Consider the following 18,813-nt stretch of genomic DNA (forward strand, 5'->3'; position numbering starts at 1 on the left):
GAAAGATATTTTGGTAATGCATTAGATGGTATACGTGATGATAGTCTTAAATTATTAAGAAATAGTATTAGTGGTGAGTATGTTGGAGAATATCTTAAAATACTTATTTATACACTTGTAAATAAAGAAGAAGATTTAAATCACACAGGTCTAAATTACGCTGTTTGGTTGTTTAGTGATGGCGAATTCAGAAACAGCAACAATACACTAGTTAAAAAAGTATTAGAATTATACGATTCTGGTTTAAGAATCCCTAACATAAACGCCTCCAAACGCCTAAACAACGGATCCATAATATTCTATAACTTCTCATCATTAATTACACCATCAATATGGCAAAACCTAATACTATTCAAATTTAGACATGCAAATATCACAGAAAACCTCACAAAAGAAACACTAAACAAAACAATCATAATCAACAACACAGTTGAATTTAAAATCACTTTAACCAACACAGGCAACGAAAGCATTAAAAATGCATTTATCCAAGACAATGATTATAGCAACGGCCTAATATACCAAGGCTGGAAACCCATTACAGGCAACTGGACCTACAACAACATGAAATGGATTTTAAATAACCCACTAAAAGCTGGTGAAAGCGTATCTATAATCATAATATTTAAAGCATTAAAAAACGGTACATTAATCAACAATGCCACATCCGGCTTTGATAACATCACACTATCCAATAGTACCAACACAACACTTGTAAAAGACCCCCATATTAAAGTGATTAAATTAACCAATAATCCCATCGTAATCGTTGGAAATCTAGTTAGTTTCACAATAAAAGTCATCAACACAGGAGACTGCAACTTAAATAATGTCTTTGTTGAAGAGTCTAGCTATGATGGCCTCATTTACGATTCTTTTATTGGCAATAACTGGACCAAATCCGGTAACAAATTCATTTACAATAAAATTTTAGGCGTAGGAAAAGAAGCTAGCTTCAATGTTAATTTTAAAACAATTAAATCAGGAAACTTTACCAATGTAGTAGTTGTAGGATCTAATGAAACACCAAATTCCACAACCAACAATACAACACAATCAGTCTCTCCTAAATTAAGCGTTATTAAAATTTCCAACACTAACATCGTAAAAGTTGGTCAAAAATGCAGCTTTACCATCGTTGTTCGCAACACAGGAGACTATAGACTTACAAAAGTCTTTGTAATTGAAAAATCATATAAAGGACTTACATATGACTCATTTAAAGGCTCAAATTGGATTAAAATTGGAAACAAATTCATTTACAAAAAAACTTTAAAAGTAGGCGAATCGGCTAACTTCACCATTTTCTTCAAAACAAACAAAGTAGGAAACTTTACCAATGTTATAATGGCAGGAAGTAACGAAACACCAAATTCCACTGTTAATAACACTACTAAAGTTATAAATAAGTCCCAATCTGATGAAGAATCTAACAAAACTCCAGAAAAGCAAGACATTGTAAAAGAAACAAAAATTGAAAAAGCAACAGGTAATCCAATATTAATGTTACTAATGGTATTAATATTAATTCCATTATTAAAACGTAAATATTAATTACCTTTTTTTTTGGAGGGTGGGACGAAATTTTTTAATTTTGTTTTTATTGGGTTAAGTTTTTTTAATTTTTAAGATTTGACACAAAGGCACTGTTTTTAAATTTTATTTTGCTTATTTTTTATTCCAATTTTATATACTATGAAGTACAGTCTTTTATTATAGATATTAATATTTATGGTTGTTTATTCATGGTTTTAAGAGATGATAATATAAATCAGATCATGTTAGTTCCTGGACTTACGAAATTCGATTCCTAAAGATCATCTGTGTTATTTTATTAAAAATTTGGTTGATTTAATTGATTGTTATAAAGTGAACTAGGAATTTCGTGAAAAGCCCGGTAAATTTGTTTATCCGCGTGAATTATTATTTAAGCTAGTTTTGATGAGTGTTATGGTGGATTGTTTTCAAGGGAAATTGAAAGAAAAATACGAACGGATATTTCATATATGTATCTTGCGCGATGGAAAAGCCAGATTATATAGATAATTTCGAAATTTAAAGTTGATTATTCAGATTTATAGTTTCGGACAAAAAATTTTTTAGTTCACCATGATGAATTTATTGATCCAATTTTTTATAGTAGGAATCTCTATTTACGATTCTATAGAATTCTTTTTCGAATAGTTTTTCCATAAATTCTGTTGTATCAAATAAATAATATGCCATATACTTTTTTTATTGATTTTCAGACTTGTTCTATTGGATTTAAGTGAGGGGAATGGAGAGGTAAATGAATTAATTTTATATTTAATATTTCACATGCTTGAATCACTAAATTAGCTTTATGAACTGAGTAATTATCTAATATAACTACAAGTTTTCTTTCTTTTTGTAAATTATTGATTATATTATCTTTATTTAGTGATTTAATGATTATTTTTTTTGAGTATTCTATGTTTATGTGTTTTTCAGGGTTTAATTTATTTGCTTTATTTTTTATTTTTACTAAAAATTGCTTTTTAGAACTATTATTGTTTGATATGAATTTATTAAATTCATTTTTTTTAATGTTTTTAATGTATTTTCATCTTTTGTAAATCTTATTTTCATTTAGTTCATCGTCGGTTAAAATATTTTTAAGTTCTGATTTTAACTCTTTATATTATGCAATTAACAATTTTAAGATTGATTAATGATTTTATTTCTCCAAATGTAGGAGTATTTTGTTGAAATAGTATTAATGAATTGCTGTTTAGTGTTTGATAGTCTATTTGCATTTAATTTTATTTTTGTAGTTATTTTTGTCTGTCTATTTTTTTGTTCCTAATTTGTAGTATATTCTACTTGTATTGTTTTTATTTTGGATTGCTGTTTGATCAGCAAATATTAAAATGTCTTTTTTTTAAATCTATTTTTTCTGTGTTTTTTTAACTGTTTTGAGGCATTTTCTGGAGCTTTTGCAGGTATGACATAAGGTTTTCCATATTCAAAGCCTAATTTTTTCATAATGCGTCGAATTTGTCTATCACTATAAATTACACCAAATTCTTTGGTTATTTCATGTTTTACTTCACGAACACTTGTTAATTGTTTTTTTATAATGTTTTCTTTTAGTTGTTTGAATTGATTTTCAGTTAATTTTGTTTTTCGTCCAGATCCTTTTTTTCTGAGTAATCCATCAAATCCTTCCTCATTCCAAGCTTTTAACCATGCATGACCAGTTGGAATTGTTTTTCCACGTTTCTCTATAGCATATTTTACTGTTTCACCAGCATATATATCTTCAATAAATGTTATTTTCTCATAAAATTCTATGTAATGCTTTAAATCAGCTTTAACTTCATGAATTTTAGAAAGTGAGATATCTTTATTAATATAAGCATTTCTACTCATATTACTATTTTAGTCACATTTAATATAAATATTTTTTGTCCAAAACTATATATAAAAATTTTAAATGATCTATATTTATAACATATTTTTGTTTTTTGATTAGTTATCCTAAAAAATACTTAAAATATACTATTTTTAAAAATGTTATTTATGTGTTTATTTATATATTCAAAAAATATTTAAGAACATCTTCAGTGTTGAGTTTGATGATTTAAAAAAATACAAAATCATTATATTTTTAATGTGAACACAACATATACTCATGGTTAAATTTTTAGTTGCACCTAAAAAATGAAAAGATTTATATATTACTTTTGACAACATTATACATGGTGATAAAAAATTAGGTAAACCTAAAAATTTACCTAGCTTTTAATTACTAATGTGTTGTTGGTTTAAAACCATATTACTACACTCCGATTATTATTAAATTAGTTTATACTCTCTTTTTCTAATTTAATAAAAAGCATATAACTACTCTCACGAAATTAAATATGTTTATCATATTTAATTTCACCTATCTAATACAATCAAACATTTATTTTTATTAATTAATAAATATTAAAAAAGGAGATGAAAAAATGACAAAAACTACAAATAAGAAAAAATGTTGTCAAGCTGCTGAAGCAGAACCAAACAAAGCTAAAAGGATTCTTAAAAAGATATACACCTTTTTCTATGGCTGTAATTGCAAATAACATTTTTTTAAATAAATAAACTTTTTATTTTATAATTTTAATGGATATGTGTAAATCATCCAAACAAGCATATACTTTTTTCCTCATTTTTAACAATATTTAAGTATTATAATAAATATATTCAATATCCAATATTAAAATAATATAGTAGGTTAAAAATATGAATAGGAGAAAAAAACTAATTATTGCAATATTAGTAGTTATTTTAATAGGATTACTCATAATAATTGCAGGTTCATTATTCTTTACATCTAACTCTGAATTAGCTACTGGAAATAAAACTATTTTAGTATGTGCTATTGATGAAAGTGAAGAAAGACCTGGCATGGGTGCATGTGATATGGCGTTTCTTGTTTCATTAGAAAATGGATCTATTGTTAATTATACTGCAGTTTATCCTGGTGGAATGTACCATCCAACTGCTTCAGAGCCTCAAGAAGCCCAAGCACAAGGCGCTGGATCACGATTGTTACTTCATGATTCATTTTGGGATGCTGATAATTCAAAGGGAATGCAACTAGCTAAAGAAATTGTAGAATACAATACAAACATTACAATAGACAATGTTGTTGCAGTTAACAGTGAAGCTTTAGATGCAATCCTAGCTGCTGCATCACCCGTTGAAGTTAACGGGACTCAGATGAATGTAAGTGGTATTGACTTTATTCGTGAGCAAGACTGGGGTAATGGAGTTTCTAGAGGTGATGCTGTATTAGAAATTGTTAAAGCCGTGGCTAAATCTGCTAAAGATCCAGTTAAAAAATCAGGAATGGTTAATGCTGCACTTGATCAATACTCCAAAGGAAACATTGTTATGGATGAACAAAGTGCTTTTGTTAGTTTATTAGCATCTAAAGGAGTTGAAACCTTATTTGGTTAACTCCTTAAATACTTTTTTTAAGGGTATACTCCAAAATTAATTATTTTTGAATTTCAGCATTACATTTTTTTTAATTTTTGAGTTTTAAAAGAATATCAACAGCTGTTAACTAAAATTCCGGATAAAATAATTAATAAGAGTATTATAAAACTAAATTTTGGCAGACACTCTTAAAAAAAATAATTTAAACTAATTTTCTTATAAGCATGGAAGTATTGTTTGTTTTACCTGTTAGCAACATCATTACTTCTTTATGGAATCCTCTTGTATCTTATCTAAAACAGGAGAATATAAATAGCCCTTATTCCAATGTCCTATAAATATCTGGAGTTTTTTCACAACAATTTCCCAAATATTATAAAATAATCTATCATTAGGTTCTGCTAATACCTTTATTCTGTTATATACCAATACATTACATCCAAATACCATGAGCAATAATTTCAACTTCATCTAATCCAGAGTCACCGTAAACATCTAAATCATCAAAACTTGATAAGTTATTTGTAATTTTCTTCAAGTTTTTCCAGTATTTATGACAATTCATGACTTCATCTAAAAAAAAATAATAAATTTTATATACTATTCTTTATTTTATTATATAATAAAGCTTTATAGTATAAATAATTTATTACTAAATGCTCAAATTTAATGTAAAAAGTAATACTTTCTTTATTTTAAAAAGTAATTATTACTATTATGTTAAAAATCAAAAGAAAATTATTACTTAAAAAAAGGTTTGATTATGTGTATTGAAATAATAGAAATTAACCATGAGATGAATATAGAATTAATTAAAGAATTTTTATTCAAACAAATTAAAAAAGAATTTAATTATGATTATATTCCAGAATACCATCAAGACATCGTTAACCTTAATGATTATTATATATCGCCTAAGAGAAACAATTTTTTTATATCAATAGATAGTAAAACTAAGCAAATTATTGGTACAATTGGCATTAGAGGATATGATAAATCTTTTGAAGAATTTGAAAATATATATTCAAAAGAAAAAACTGCTAGTGTTTGGAGATTGTTTGTAGATGATAACTATAGACGTTGTGGATTAGCTACTAAATTGTTTAAGGCCGTTGAAAAATTTAGTAATGAAAATGACTATGAAGAAATCTATTTACACACTCATAGAAATCTAAATGGAGCATTAGAGTTTTGGTTAAAAATGGGTTTTAAAGTTACAATTGACACGAACAATGAACTTCAAACCATCCATATGGAAAAAAAATTGCCTAAAATTAAAATTAAACCACAAATTACTCATATTGATGAAGCAATTAAATCTTAGGTTCTAATCTTTTTACAAATACCATCATAAAAACCACCACCATTGGAAAAAATAAAACATAAATTAAAAATAGCATATTTACAGATAATAAATCACCCATTACAGTAGATGATGCCATTAACATTATTAAACTAATTACAGGTGCTAAAATAGCTATAAAGGTATAAATTAAAATAAAAGAATTTAATTTTTGAGCGTATTCTTTTAGTTTAATCTGCATATCAAATGAAATATCTTTTGCAATAATATCTAATGTACCTGCTAAATTTCCACCAGTCCTTAAAGTTCCAATGATTTGATGAACAACTCTGAAAAGTCCTTCTGATTTTACCCTATTAGCCATTTCAAGCAATGAATCTTCACTAGATTTACCATATTTAACCTCTTCTAGAACTCTGTTGAATTCTGATGAAAGAGACCCATAATTAGCATTTTTAATTGTATACATTGTATCAATCAACCCTTTACCTGATTTAAGTTCTATACTCATGTGACGTAAAGCATATGGAAGTTCTGGATTTAAATCATCATAGCTTCGCCTTTGTTGAATCTGAGGATAATACACTATTAAAAAACACATCATAAAAATTAATATTAAATAAATTAAAGCTATTTCTATTTCAAATATGTTCCAAATTAATATAAAAATTATAATTAAAACACTTAAAAGTATTTTATTTCTTGAATACTTTAAAAAAAGTTCTCTTAAGTCATATATTTTAGAATCTTCATATTTTTTAACAACCTGTTTTTCTCTTTGAAAATTTGACTTAGAAAATATTGTAAAATCAGATTTACTGCTAATATCATTTTTTAGTGAAAAATTTTTAAATAGATTAATAAAAGCTAAAACAACTCCACCAATGAAAATAAAAAAATTATTTAAAATATTATCACCCATTTAATAAGATTCTATTTAAAACACGTCTAGAATCAGAATAATACAATTCTAAAACATCTTTAACCTCTTTAACAGAACGAATATTCTGATGAATCATGTGCTTCAAAACAAGTTTTCGATTTTCAATTTCACAATACAAATCATTTAAAGACTTACCTCCTAATTTAGATATGTCTTCTAATGTTTTACTTGAAACACCAATATTTTCTATTAAATCATCTTTAGGATTCCATTCAAATATTTTATTTAACTGAACTACCCCTTCTTCAATGCCCACAACTTCAGCAACTTCAGTAATTCTCCTATAAGACATTCCAGAAGAGGTATAAATTCTATTTTGCATTATTATAAAATCAATAGCTGAAATCATTATTTTTGGAACAGACATTGGAGAATTTGTTAAACGAGTAATTGTTTCACGAGCACTATTTGAATGAAGTGTTCCGAATCCCGAATGTCCCGTATTTAATGCTGTAAACAATGTTATTGCTTCATTAGATCTAACTTCTCCTACAATTATCCTATCAGGACGTTGTCTTAAAGAATTTTTAACAAGATCATCCATGGTTAATTCTCCTCTATTTTCAACATTAGCTGGACGGGTTTCCATCCTAATAACATGCTCATGAGGCAGTTGTAATTCAAGAGTATCTTCAATAGTGATTATTCTTTCTTTTGGATTAATAAAAGAAGTTAATGCATTTAACGTGGTCGTTTTACCAGAGCTTGTTCCACCAGATATTATTGCATTAGCTGATTTTACTCCAAGTCCATCAAAACACAACCAAAAAAAGGCAGCTAATTCTAATGAAATTGTTTTTGATTTTATTAAATCAATAATTGTAAGAGGATCTTTTTTAAACTTACGAATGGTTAACGATGGCCCATCAGGAGAAATTGGAGGAATAGTGGCATTGATTCTAGATCCATCTAACAATCTCCCATCTAAAATTGGAGATTCTTGATCTATTCTCCTATTGATTTGTCTTGCAATTGAATCAATTAATTCTCTTAATTCACCCTCATCATTAAATTGAATATTTGTTTTCATCATTCCATACTTTCTATGATAAACAAATACTGGTTTAAAAACACCAATTATCATTATTTCTTCTAATTCATCATCCTGAATTAAATCATCAATCTCACCATATCCTATTAAATCACTTAGAAGTCTATGTGATAAATTATCTAAATATTCATTAGAAACCTTATTATTAATATTACTTGTAGAAAATCTTTCAAATAGAAAGTTCTTAATATTATTTAATAATTTATCTTCATTAACTTGGAAAGTTTCATCTGATATAGCTATATCAACTAAATTTTCCCTAAGTTCAGATAAAATAACTTTTTCCTCAGAAGAGTAATTCTGTTTTAATACGTCATATTGTGGTATGAGCTTATTATTGTTTGAATCAAAAGTATTGTCCATAATTATAACCTACAACGATTTTTACTACATTTTAGAGATTAGTAATACTATTTAATAAAGTTTTTATTACTTTGGAAATAATAATTAATAGACAAAATCAAATATCAAAATATGAATCAAAAATGCTCATGTGATAATGATTGTTTTACAACAAAAGACAACTTAAAGGAAAAAATCAAATTAATTGAAGAATGTGAAAAATGCCAGGAAATACAAATAAAAAAATTCACCCCGCTTAAAGATTTACTTGATTTTAATGATTTAACTGATAATTATAAAAGATGTGAATGTAAAAAAAGACCAATTGATATTGTAATGAGCCATATTTTAAAAATAATGATTGAAGAAAGAATCATAGAAGAAGACGCCACACTAAGAAAAAACTCACCAGTACCCCTATCAGGATTTTACTACTCAACATTAAATCCACAATTCATTGCGCAAAAAACACTAATTTTACTTCATCCTGATTTTAACAAAAAAGTTGCTTTAAGATTAATGAATGAAGTTTCAGAAGTTAAAGGAGTTTTAAAAGGAAATCCGCAAGACACAATTGGACAGTTTGATAAAAATTCCAAAATTAAACATTTTGAGTTACTTTGTGGGTGTGATATGCAGACAAATATTGTAAGAACATTAATTAATGAAAAGCTAATATTTAACAAAAAACAATCTAAAAATCATATTGAAGTAGCTATGACCACCGAAGAAAAATTAATTAGACTACACAACTTTTTAGAAAATAACAGCATAAACAAAGGCACAGCTATTGATGGACTTTGTGGTGGAGGGGCATTAGGAATATATTTACTTAAGTATGGGTTTAAGAAAGTTATCTTCAACGATGCAAACCCAGAAGCTATTGAAACATTGAAAGATAATTTAGAAATAAATGAAATAACTGAAAACTTTGAAATTTACAATGAAAACTTTGAAGATTTGAATGTTGAAAAAGCGGATTTATGCATAATTGATGCATTTCCTAAAGCAGATATTGATGAAATATCTAAAAAAGCATATAAAATAGCTAATAATGTTGTTATAATCTAATAGGCATACATGATCAGATTTTTTTAAAAAAGAATAATTTTATCAAAACTCCCTTCCGAAATACATGAAAAAGAATTTAATGTCCAAAATTTTTGTAAAAAAAAACTATTCGAATTAGTTGAAAAAGATTTATAAAAAAACATGCACATATTGTTAAATATTGAATTGAAACTGTTTAATCTAATGCAATTGATTTTTATGAAAGTGTCAGATTTATTAAATATTATATAAAAATAACGTTTATGATTGTGATTAGTGAACTAACTTAATATATATTTTATCAGAAATAAAGATATAAATAAAAAATTGTATGAAGAAACAATTTTAAAAAATAATTTTGAATATTATACTAAACTAAACATTAGGTGAATAACATGTGTGAATGTCCAGAATGTGGAGAAAAAACAGATGAAGAGAATGTAGAGTTTGAATGTCCTTTTTGTAGTAAAGATGATATGGGAGAAGGTTTTTACACTTGTGAAAATTGTGAAACACTTTTTGATTATAAAGGAGATTTATGGGAATGTGAATTTTGCCATAAAGGATCAACTCAAACAGATATAACAAATAATGAAGATGAAGAATATCTAATGTGTCCTGACTGTGGAGAAGAATTAGAAGATGATTCGTATTGTTTTAATTGTGGTTGGCCCAATAACCAAGGTTGGATTGGGGAACATTATGGATAATGAGAGTTCATTAATCAATTAACTTGACGACAACCTTATTCAAAAATTGAATCACTACATAGCAAATCATCCATAAATCACAACGAAGTTAATCTATTAATAGAACAATTAAAATCAAACTTAGAATAAATAGATCATTAAAATTCAAAATAAGCACAAATAATGATTATTTATACTCATAAACACAAATTCATACTATATCCTATCGTGTACGGTCTAAAAAGGATATACAACAAAACACAAAAATAAAAAAAACAACATCGAAATAAAGAAGTCCTAAAACATTTGCATATAAATTACAATTGCTGGAATGATTAAAACCCCCATTAAATGAGATTTACCGACCCCTAAATAATGAGGCAACATACCCATTGCAATTGAAGTTATTAAAGCTAATGTCATGTAGAAAATAGGAGCATTATAATAAAAAATAAAAATATAAAGTATTAATATCTGAAGGGAAATAACTCCTATTGATAGCTTCCTATAATTAATTCCAGCCATCAATCTTGAAAAAGAATCACCTAACTTTAATGTTAATACTAATGAAAAAGAAACTGCAATTAAAGATACAAATATATAAATTACTAAATGCATTAATGACATTTCTGAGATTAAGTAAGACATATATACTGCAATTCCACTTCTAGGATTTCCAATTATATAAATTGCCATCAATGAAAACAAACAGTCTGAAATGTTCAATCCCGATGTAGCTAATAGAAAATTAACTGTATCTTCATCCTCATTATCATTAGCTCCACTGGCCAATTGAGCTATTACTGTTCCTTGTGCTGGACCAAAACCTGGAAGAAAACCTAAAATAGCTCCAGTAATTCCTCCTGCAAAAATACTTTTATATTTATTAATGTCCAAATTCAGCTCATAAAAAGGATATTGGTAAGGAATTGTTGAATTGTCGTTTAAGCTAAATAAAATAGTGCTTATCCCAAAAAGACCTGAAAATACACACATTAAAGAAACAGATGATGAAATTGGTGTTTGAAATATCACCCAACCCAATATTCCCGACAATAAAAATAACAGTAAAGACCATGCAAAACTTTTAAATGATCTTGTTAACTTATATGTTAGAAAAATTGATGCTGAAAGTAAAATCACCCATGTAAATGATTTGGAAAACACGTGTAAAGCAGGCAAAACAATTGAAAAAAATGGAAGCATGAAAATTATCACCATAATAGCTCCAAATCCCCCAACTGCTACAATCCTTATAACTTCTTTAGACCTTCCTTGTAATACCATCCTATGGCCTGGAAGAACTGATGTGGCAGTACCTTCTTCTGGAACACCCAATAACATAGATGGAACAAATTCTATCATTGCATGAGAAATTGACATCGTTACCATAACTACACATAAAAATTCGGGAGAAAAAATACTAAGTAAAAAAGTTGAGGATGCAAATATGATGGCTCCTGCAGTGTTGACATGAATTCCTGGAATCATCCCTGTTACGCATCCAATAATTATGCCTAAAAAAGATGCAACAATCAATTCTAACATACTTATTAATTATACTAAGATCAATTTAAAGTTTGTTTAAGTAAAAAAGAAAAATTTAGCCATAATTCAAAATTTATATTCATTTAAAAGTTAATTTTAAATAGATAGTTATAAATGTGTATAAGATATTAATAAATATTATGTAATCAAAAAATAAAATCTTCCTAATATTGATTATAGCGTTTTTAATAATTGTTGGATGTTTACTGTCCTCACAAATTCCAAAAAAAGCAAGTGTCAATGATAAAATAGTGGAAGATATTGGTGGAGACTCTAAATTAATAGTTACACTTGAAGATTGTCTGAAAACAAAAGAAGAAAATATTTCCGATGGTAATTTAAATGGAATAGCTTGTTTTAGTGCTAAAAATATTTCTTTTGTAGATTTTGTTGGAAATAACGCAAATATGATCATTTGGAAATCATCTGGTGAAAAATATAACATTAGTGGAAATAATATCCAATATTTATCTGGAAGTTATGGAGATTCTGTTTACTTTTTAAAATACTATCCAGAAAATGATAACATTTATGGAATCATTTTAAATGGCAGTTATACTCTTGATGAACTTATATACGACATATTAAATCAGAACAGTGATGAAACCCCAAAAACAAATAGCTACATAGAACCATATGAACCTAATGCTAGATACAATAGCTATGACATTGATGAATCACCTTATGCACTTGCTAAAAATGATCCCGATTGGTACTACGACCATTATGAATATGAGGATAACTATGATATTGATGATTATCTTGAATCAGAAGGATATGACTAATATTTAAATTTTTTTCTATTGAATTTAAGAGATTTTAATGATAGATCAGACAATAATTTTAGAACCTCAGCACGATTCTTATCCAAATCCTCACAAATCATTTCATCCCATTCAATTTCTTTTCCTTCTAGAAATTTAGCTGTTTTAATACCTTTATCAGTTAAAGCCATTTTATAAGCTCTTTTATTTTTCTCATCAACTTCACGAATTATTAAATCTTTTTCTTCAAATTCCTTAAATGCTCTTGAAACTCCACTACGATCCATAAAACATGCCTTTGCAATATCTGATTGATTCCAACCTAAATCATAATAAAGACACATGAACATATAATATTGACTTGGGGAAATATCTGTGAAATTATTAATGTAATATTCAATGTAAAAATCATGAGTTTTCAAAAGTGAAATTAAATTATTTAAAATAAAAGGAGATTCCTCAATAATATCATCATAACTAATCATATAATCAACCTACAATTATGATTATATATAAAAGATATATAAATGTTGTTACACACAACAATTTAATTAAAAAAAATATAAAATAAAGAAGATTTTTACATTAATCTTCTAGTATCAGTAATTTCAATACTTGCAACATCAGCTAATGCTGCAATAGCTTCCTCAGTAGATTCAGTACCGCCTTCACCATCTTCAATAACGAACATGAGGTTTAAAGCGACTAAACCAAATGCAATAGGTTCTTCATCAATTTTATGGAATTCTGCATCTGCAGGCATGGCTTCTTTAATAGCTGATTTTAATGCTTCTAAGTCCACATCAGGACTTTCCGGCATGATTTTCATAGTTGCTACTACTTCACTCATATTAAATCCTCCATTTAAACTTATGGCCCTTCAAATCCACATTCACATTTATAAGCATGACCAAAAGTACGGCATTTTTCACATCTTGCGATTTTTGCTCCACAAATAGGGCATTCAAATTCAACGAATGTGCCTGTTAATGGAATTTCTTGTTTACATGAAATACATTCTACTTCTTTCATTTAATCACCTGTTATTCTTGTGTAATCGAAGTTATAATCATCTATATTATCATCAATAAGAGATAAAACCCTTTCAGGATACTTTCCATTCACAATACAACAATTAGTCCCGAACTCAATTAAAAGAGAAGGTAACATTAAATCAATTGAAGATTCTTCAAAAGTTAGTAAATTTTTTGCTTCAATGACACTAATGAATCTGGAACCTTTCTCACTAGGTTCTCGGGTATATATACCATTTACATTTGTTACTATTAAAAGGTTTGCATTTAAAAGGTGTGCAACATAAGCTGCAATTGAATCTGAAGTTACATCCCAAGAACATTCAAATGGATCTTCTTTCATTAAAAAGTCAGATACAACAAAAATTGGTGTAAATCCGTTATTAGCTACCTTTTTTGCATCATCAATAGAAAAAACTAATTTAGTAGAACTAACTTTATCATTAACTAATTTAGCTATTATATCCATACAGTCAATAGCTGTAAAATGCGTTACTTCAGCTGAAAATTTTTCAATTTCATCATATTTACGAATAAGATTTGCAAATTCTCCCCCTCCTAAAATAATAAGAGAATTAGTATTTTTTAGTTTTTCAACCAAGTTTATAGCATAATCTGGAAATAAACTACCACCAATTTTAACAACCTGTTTTATCATGAAAATGACTACCCCATTTAATTGAATGTAGATATTATTAAAATAACTTAAAACTATAATAGTTTCAAATCCCCAGTCACCTTGTCAATTATTTCATCTTCATCAGGTCCTAAGCCTAAAACTGTAACAGTTGATGTAGGTATTTGAGTCCTCCCAGCATCAACTACTAAAAAGTTAGGAATGCCAGATATATCAGCTTGTTTTTTAAGCTCCATAAGCTCTTCAAGAGAACTTACTTTACAAACTACCTTTGCATAAGCTTCATTTTCCCACTTTTTGATTTTATCACTTGAAGCTCTTTTATAAGAACCTAAAGATCCATGACAACACTGAGCAGCAATTTTACCTTTGCCCATTTTTAAATCTGTTCTGACAATAATAACCTGCTTCATAAAATAACATCTACTTTTTATTTATTTAATTGCAAACACGAATTTTGATATCGAAAGTTACTTTGGATTAACCATTAACAACAATAGCCAATAAATAAGCAACATTTCCTATAAAATACTTAAATTAGAAATACAAAATAACAAATACACATAATTTACTTATATTTTTTAAAAATATCATATAACCTTTTTATAATCAACCATATTTATATCTGATTATTAGAATGATTAATGAGTAGTGTTAGAGATTATAAAAATGCTATTTCCTGAATTCGCTTCAAAAGTAAAAAAAACCAGTTTATAAATAATAATAACTTATTCGATGCTCTAAAAATGAAAAAATAAGTTAATAACAATAATCAATACCTTCAATACTAAAATAGAATTATCATTCAAATTTTATAAAAAAGCAACGACCATATTTAAAAAAAATTAAAACAAATTAACATCCATTTATATATAAAAAACTAGAAAATATCTATTAAATAAAGTTTATTTTAATAATTTAAAATATTAAATATAGGGGATTTAATAATGATTGATGAAGATATATCAAAAATTGCTGAAACTTTATCAAAAGAAGAGTTTAAATTAAATAATGATGAACGCATCATCAATGCTTTGGAACGGATAGCTACCTCTTTAGAAATAATTGCACATAATAAAATCCATAATACTAAATTAAAAAATAATGCTAATCCCATAAGTTCCAATAATGTCTTTAATTCTATAAATAATGATTCACAATATATTGAAAACTTCTTAATGAAAAAAGGAGTTACTATAAAATTCGTGCCTGAAATAAATAGCGAGATAAATGATGTTTTATACTCATTAGCTTCATTTATGGGAAACAATTATTCAAAAATTAGTTCGGTCTATAAGGCAATTAAATCCAGATTATCTAGTGGAGAAAGTGTTAAAATAGATATGAAAAACTTTACACAGGAAGAAATCTCATATTCCTGTCAATTTTGCCATAATTTATATGAATTAACTTTCCTAGATTATTATAAATATTTAAAATCACCCAAATATCAAATAATCTTAGCTCCCAATAGAATCCCCCTTGTAATTAATTTTTTAACAGGACATTGGTTAGAATCATATGTTGTGTATGAAATTAAAAAATTAATAAATTACTTTAATATCAAAAAAGAAGTATCATTTTTACTAAATCCACAAATCTGTTTACCTAACGGTGATGATTTTGAACTAGATATTCTATTTTCAGTTGATGATAATATATATTGGATTGAATCTAAAACATCGGATTACCACCACTATGTCGAAAAATATTCGAAAGTAGCAAAAATTTTAAATTCTGAAAATCTCCACCCATACCTATTATTAACAGAGGTTCCTCAACAAACCTGTAACAAACTTACTAATTTATTTGGAATGAAAGTTTTAAATATAGAAAATTTTTCTGAGTTTTTATTTAGAGAATTAGAACAATATAAAACACATATAATTCCTGAAGAAGCATATAATGTTGAAAATAATGAGAATGAATAAATTTTAATTATTTATCTAAATTCACCAATATAAAAGCCAATTTTCCCCATTAATCCAAATTTATAGGCAACGATAAATATTAATAATCCGATAATCCAATATGCAAATATATAAATCCAATCATTTCTATTGAAAGTTAATGTTTTGAAATATGTACGATTTTCAAAAGCTCCAAACGCTCGACTATCCATAGATAAAGCAGTTCTTCCACCAAGTCTGATAGAATTAACAATGAGTGGAATAGAATATCTTTTAATCTTATTAAAATAAGAAAAAATTCCCTTATCATCTGAAAATCCCATTACTTTATGAGCTGATCTTACAACATTAAATTCTGTTTCAATCATGGGAATGAATCTAAAAGCAACCATAACCCCATAACTAAATTTATAAGGAATATTTAAATTTTGAATTAAAGAACGAATAAAAGTACTTGGTTCTGTTGTAAGGCTAAATGGCAATATTAGAATCAATAGAGCAAAAATTCTAATTGCATATATTAATCCTAAACGAACACTATATTCATAAAAATGAAACTCCCCAATTGAAAATAATATTGGAGAACCCACAGTTAAATCACTTCTTGATGCTAATAAAAACAAAATAAAAATAGAAATAAAAAAAATCGAAATAGGAGCCAAAATCTTTAAAAATCTTATTAAAGGTATTCTACCTAAAACTAAAACAATGAAAGCAGTAAATACAATGAACGCCAAAGGTATCCAAATTTCATTAATAAGACAAATTAAAAAAATAAATGGTAGAGAAGTGACCACCTTAGATAGAGGATTTAATCTATTTAAAAATGAGTCATTATCATAGAAAAAAATCTTCAAATTAATCACTCCACTTGATTAAAATAATAAGAAAATTCTTCAGGAGAAGAAATACCTCTTAAATTCTCATCATATTCTGCTAAAGACTTTGACAATTTTAAAAGAGGGGGTAAAGTCAATGCTGCTTCTTTAAGTATTTCATCATGCTTGAAAAAATCTTTTGTTATTCCTTCAAAAATTATTTTCCCCTTATTCATTACAACGACTTTATTAGCATATTTTTCAACTAAACTCATATCATGAGTAATCATGATTATTGTTTTACCCTCTTCATTTAAAGATTTTAAAAAGTTTAATAAATTAGTGGAACTTTTAAAATCCTGACCAAAAGTAGGTTCATCTAATATTAAAATATCTTGTCCCAAAGTTAACATTGTTGCAACGCTTAACAATCGTTTTTGACCATGGCTTAACATATAAGGGCTTTTATTTCGATAATTTTCAATATCAAATTGTTTTAAAGTTTTATTTAACCAGTCATCAATTTGATTATCTGAAAACCCCCTAAGTTTTAATCCAAAACTTAATTGTTCTTCAATAGTGTCTTTAATAAACTGATGTTCTGGATTTTGAAAAACATATCCGATTTTTTTACTTAATTTTTTTGAAGAAATTTTAGAAATATCATTATTATCAATAAAAACCTTATTCTTAGGAGGTTCAATAATATTAACCATATGTTTCGCTAATGTTGTTTTACCTGCACCATTAGTTCCTACAATAGCTAAAAAATCGCCTGAATCAATATTTAAACTAATAGAGTTTAATACTTTATATTTATCGTATGAAAATGATAAATTATCTATTTTTAGCACTGACTGATTATTAATTAATAATTCATTGGAAGTTTTATCTGAATTAATTGATTTTTTATTAATTGGAAAATTTTTAAGATTTTTTATAGAGTTAATAGCCTCAGAAATGGTTAGTGGAACTTTATCAAGAGTTATACCATTTTTTTCTAATTCATAATAAAGTATAGCAGTTTGAGGCATCCATATACCTTCTTTAATAATAATCTCTGAATAGTTAGTAAAAACCTCTCTTGGTGTTCCTTCAGCTATTTTAGTTCCTTTTTTATTTATAACTAAAACTCTGTCAATAATTTCCATTAAATCATCAAGTTTGTGTTCAATTAGAATTATTGTATTGTTATCTAATTTTTTAAGGTCTTTTAATTTTTCAAAAAAATCTAAAGTGCCAAAAGGATCTAAATTAGCTGTTGGTTCATCAAAAATTAAAACAGAAGGATGCATTGCAATTAAAGAAGCCAGAAGAATTTTTTGTTTTTCACCACCTGAAAGACTATAAACATCCCTATGACGATAATTTAACATGTTAACCTTTTTTAATGCTTCGACTAAACGTTTTTCCATCTCTTCATGAGAAAAACAAAGATTTTCTAATGCAAAAACAATTTCGTCTTCTACACTTAAGCTAACAAATTGAGCTTCAGGGTCTTGAAAAACAATTCCTGCTTTTTGAGTTAATTCATGAACAGGAGTTTCATGAGTATTTTTACCACAAATTTCAACATTTCCATCCATTTTTCCTAAAACAATATTAGGTATAAGTCCGTTAATTGTTAATGCAAGTGTACTTTTACCTGAACCTGAAGGACCTAAAACTAAAATCACTTCGCCTTCTGAAATCTCAAAATTTACATTATTTAATGATTTATAATCATTTTTTTCATATTGAAATCCAAGATCATTAATTTTAATCAATATTA

20 protein-coding genes are annotated in these 18,813 nt (G+C 26.8%); 7 read left to right on the top strand and 13 right to left on the bottom strand.

Annotated features, from left to right (window positions below; genetic code table 11):
• Positions 1 to 1,554: DUF11 domain-containing protein (locus MBORA_RS03155; RefSeq protein ID WP_156482688.1), on the top strand; the 1,554-nt coding region annotated here is incomplete at its 5' end.
• Positions 1,555 to 2,245: 691 nt separating this feature from the next.
• Here the strand turns inward: MBORA_RS03155 and MBORA_RS11440 are convergent.
• Positions 2,246 to 2,578: a transposase gene (locus tag MBORA_RS11440; protein WP_082853377.1), complete on the bottom strand. Its 333-nt coding sequence runs from the start codon at positions 2,576 to 2,578 to the stop codon at positions 2,246 to 2,248.
• A 308-nt stretch (positions 2,579 to 2,886) separates the two neighbouring features.
• A complete protein-coding gene (locus tag MBORA_RS03160) occupies positions 2,887 to 3,393 on the bottom strand; it encodes a helix-turn-helix domain-containing protein (RefSeq protein ID WP_063720221.1) in 507 nt (168 codons plus the stop codon).
• An 858-nt stretch (positions 3,394 to 4,251) separates the two neighbouring features.
• Here MBORA_RS03160 and MBORA_RS03165 point away from each other — a divergent pair.
• Positions 4,252 to 4,971 (top strand): DUF4012 domain-containing protein, encoded by a 720-nt coding sequence (locus MBORA_RS03165; RefSeq protein WP_042693380.1) that lies wholly within the window; start codon positions 4,252 to 4,254, stop codon positions 4,969 to 4,971.
• Positions 4,972 to 5,386: 415 nt separating this feature from the next.
• On the opposite strand, the gene MBORA_RS11290 is transcribed toward MBORA_RS03165, so the two are convergent.
• Positions 5,387 to 5,518, bottom strand: a complete 132-nt coding sequence (locus MBORA_RS11290; RefSeq protein ID WP_261795611.1) for a hypothetical protein — start codon at positions 5,516 to 5,518, stop codon at positions 5,387 to 5,389.
• A gap of 198 nt (positions 5,519 to 5,716) precedes the next feature.
• On the opposite strand from MBORA_RS11290, the gene MBORA_RS03175 reads away from it, so the two are divergent.
• Positions 5,717 to 6,277 (top strand): GNAT family N-acetyltransferase, encoded by a 561-nt coding sequence (locus MBORA_RS03175; protein WP_042693383.1) that lies wholly within the window; start codon positions 5,717 to 5,719, stop codon positions 6,275 to 6,277.
• Here MBORA_RS03175 and MBORA_RS03180 read toward each other — a convergent pair.
• Positions 6,267 to 7,178 (bottom strand): type II secretion system F family protein, encoded by a 912-nt coding sequence (locus MBORA_RS03180; RefSeq protein WP_042693385.1) that lies wholly within the window; start codon positions 7,176 to 7,178, stop codon positions 6,267 to 6,269. The two genes, MBORA_RS03175 and MBORA_RS03180, sit on opposite strands and share 11 nt — an antisense overlap.
• Positions 7,171 to 8,613: a CpaF family protein gene (locus tag MBORA_RS03185; RefSeq protein ID WP_042693387.1), complete on the bottom strand. Its 1,443-nt coding sequence runs from the start codon at positions 8,611 to 8,613 to the stop codon at positions 7,171 to 7,173. Before MBORA_RS03185 ends, MBORA_RS03180 begins: the two co-directional genes overlap by 8 nt.
• Before the next feature lie 111 nt (positions 8,614 to 8,724).
• On the opposite strand from MBORA_RS03185, the gene MBORA_RS03190 reads away from it, so the two are divergent.
• Together MBORA_RS03190 and MBORA_RS03195 are read left to right on the top strand one after the other, a co-directional pair.
• Entirely contained in the window at positions 8,725 to 9,663 is a 939-nt protein-coding gene (locus MBORA_RS03190) for a 50S ribosomal protein L11 methyltransferase (protein ID WP_042693388.1), read from the top strand.
• 374 nt (positions 9,664 to 10,037) lie between these two features.
• On the top strand, positions 10,038 to 10,352 hold the full coding sequence (locus MBORA_RS03195; RefSeq protein WP_042693389.1) for a hypothetical protein: 315 nt from the start codon (positions 10,038 to 10,040) through the stop codon (positions 10,350 to 10,352).
• A gap of 276 nt (positions 10,353 to 10,628) precedes the next feature.
• Here the strand turns inward: MBORA_RS03195 and MBORA_RS03200 are convergent, their stop codons facing one another.
• Entirely contained in the window at positions 10,629 to 11,879 is a 1,251-nt protein-coding gene (locus MBORA_RS03200; RefSeq protein WP_063720222.1) for a tripartite tricarboxylate transporter permease, read from the bottom strand.
• Between the two features lie 170 nt (positions 11,880 to 12,049).
• Between MBORA_RS03200 and MBORA_RS11080 the strand changes: the two genes are divergently transcribed.
• Positions 12,050 to 12,664, top strand: coding sequence for a hypothetical protein (locus MBORA_RS11080; protein ID WP_147659488.1), 615 nt, complete (start codon positions 12,050 to 12,052; stop codon positions 12,662 to 12,664).
• On the opposite strand, the gene MBORA_RS03210 is transcribed toward MBORA_RS11080, so the two are convergent.
• From MBORA_RS03210 to pth2, 5 genes are all read right to left on the bottom strand, one after another.
• A complete protein-coding gene (locus MBORA_RS03210; RefSeq protein ID WP_042693393.1) occupies positions 12,661 to 13,128 on the bottom strand; it encodes a MarR family winged helix-turn-helix transcriptional regulator in 468 nt (155 codons plus the stop codon). The genes MBORA_RS11080 and MBORA_RS03210 overlap by 4 nt on opposite strands.
• Before the next feature lie 95 nt (positions 13,129 to 13,223).
• On the bottom strand, positions 13,224 to 13,493 hold the full coding sequence (locus MBORA_RS03215) for an elongation factor 1-beta (RefSeq protein WP_042693395.1): 270 nt from the start codon (positions 13,491 to 13,493) through the stop codon (positions 13,224 to 13,226).
• A 20-nt stretch (positions 13,494 to 13,513) separates the two neighbouring features.
• Positions 13,514 to 13,675: a zinc finger domain-containing protein gene (locus MBORA_RS03220; protein WP_042693397.1), complete on the bottom strand. Its 162-nt coding sequence runs from the start codon at positions 13,673 to 13,675 to the stop codon at positions 13,514 to 13,516.
• Positions 13,676 to 14,335: an amino acid kinase family protein gene (locus tag MBORA_RS03225; RefSeq protein ID WP_081738370.1), complete on the bottom strand. Its 660-nt coding sequence runs from the start codon at positions 14,333 to 14,335 to the stop codon at positions 13,676 to 13,678. It abuts the gene before it with no gap.
• Between the two features lie 53 nt (positions 14,336 to 14,388).
• Positions 14,389 to 14,727, bottom strand: a complete 339-nt coding sequence (pth2, locus tag MBORA_RS03230; RefSeq protein WP_042693398.1) for an aminoacyl-tRNA hydrolase — start codon at positions 14,725 to 14,727, stop codon at positions 14,389 to 14,391.
• Positions 14,728 to 15,261: 534 nt separating this feature from the next.
• On the opposite strand from pth2, the gene MBORA_RS03235 reads away from it, so the two are divergent.
• Complete coding sequence (locus MBORA_RS03235) at positions 15,262 to 16,245, top strand: hypothetical protein (RefSeq protein ID WP_052331806.1); 984 nt, start codon at positions 15,262 to 15,264, stop codon at positions 16,243 to 16,245.
• A gap of 11 nt (positions 16,246 to 16,256) precedes the next feature.
• Here the strand turns inward: MBORA_RS03235 and MBORA_RS03240 are convergent, their stop codons facing one another.
• Positions 16,257 to 17,090: an energy-coupling factor transporter transmembrane component T family protein gene (locus MBORA_RS03240; RefSeq protein ID WP_082853378.1), complete on the bottom strand. Its 834-nt coding sequence runs from the start codon at positions 17,088 to 17,090 to the stop codon at positions 16,257 to 16,259.
• A complete protein-coding gene (locus tag MBORA_RS03245; protein ID WP_063720223.1) occupies positions 17,087 to 18,808 on the bottom strand; it encodes an ABC transporter ATP-binding protein in 1,722 nt (573 codons plus the stop codon). The genes MBORA_RS03240 and MBORA_RS03245 overlap by 4 nt, the downstream gene beginning before the upstream one ends.
• Positions 18,809 to 18,813 lie beyond the last annotated feature (5 nt).

Origin of the sequence: Methanobrevibacter oralis, from assembly GCF_001639275.1 — an archaeon.
In the GTDB taxonomy this organism is placed as follows: domain Archaea; phylum Methanobacteriota; class Methanobacteria; order Methanobacteriales; family Methanobacteriaceae; genus Methanocatella; species Methanocatella oralis.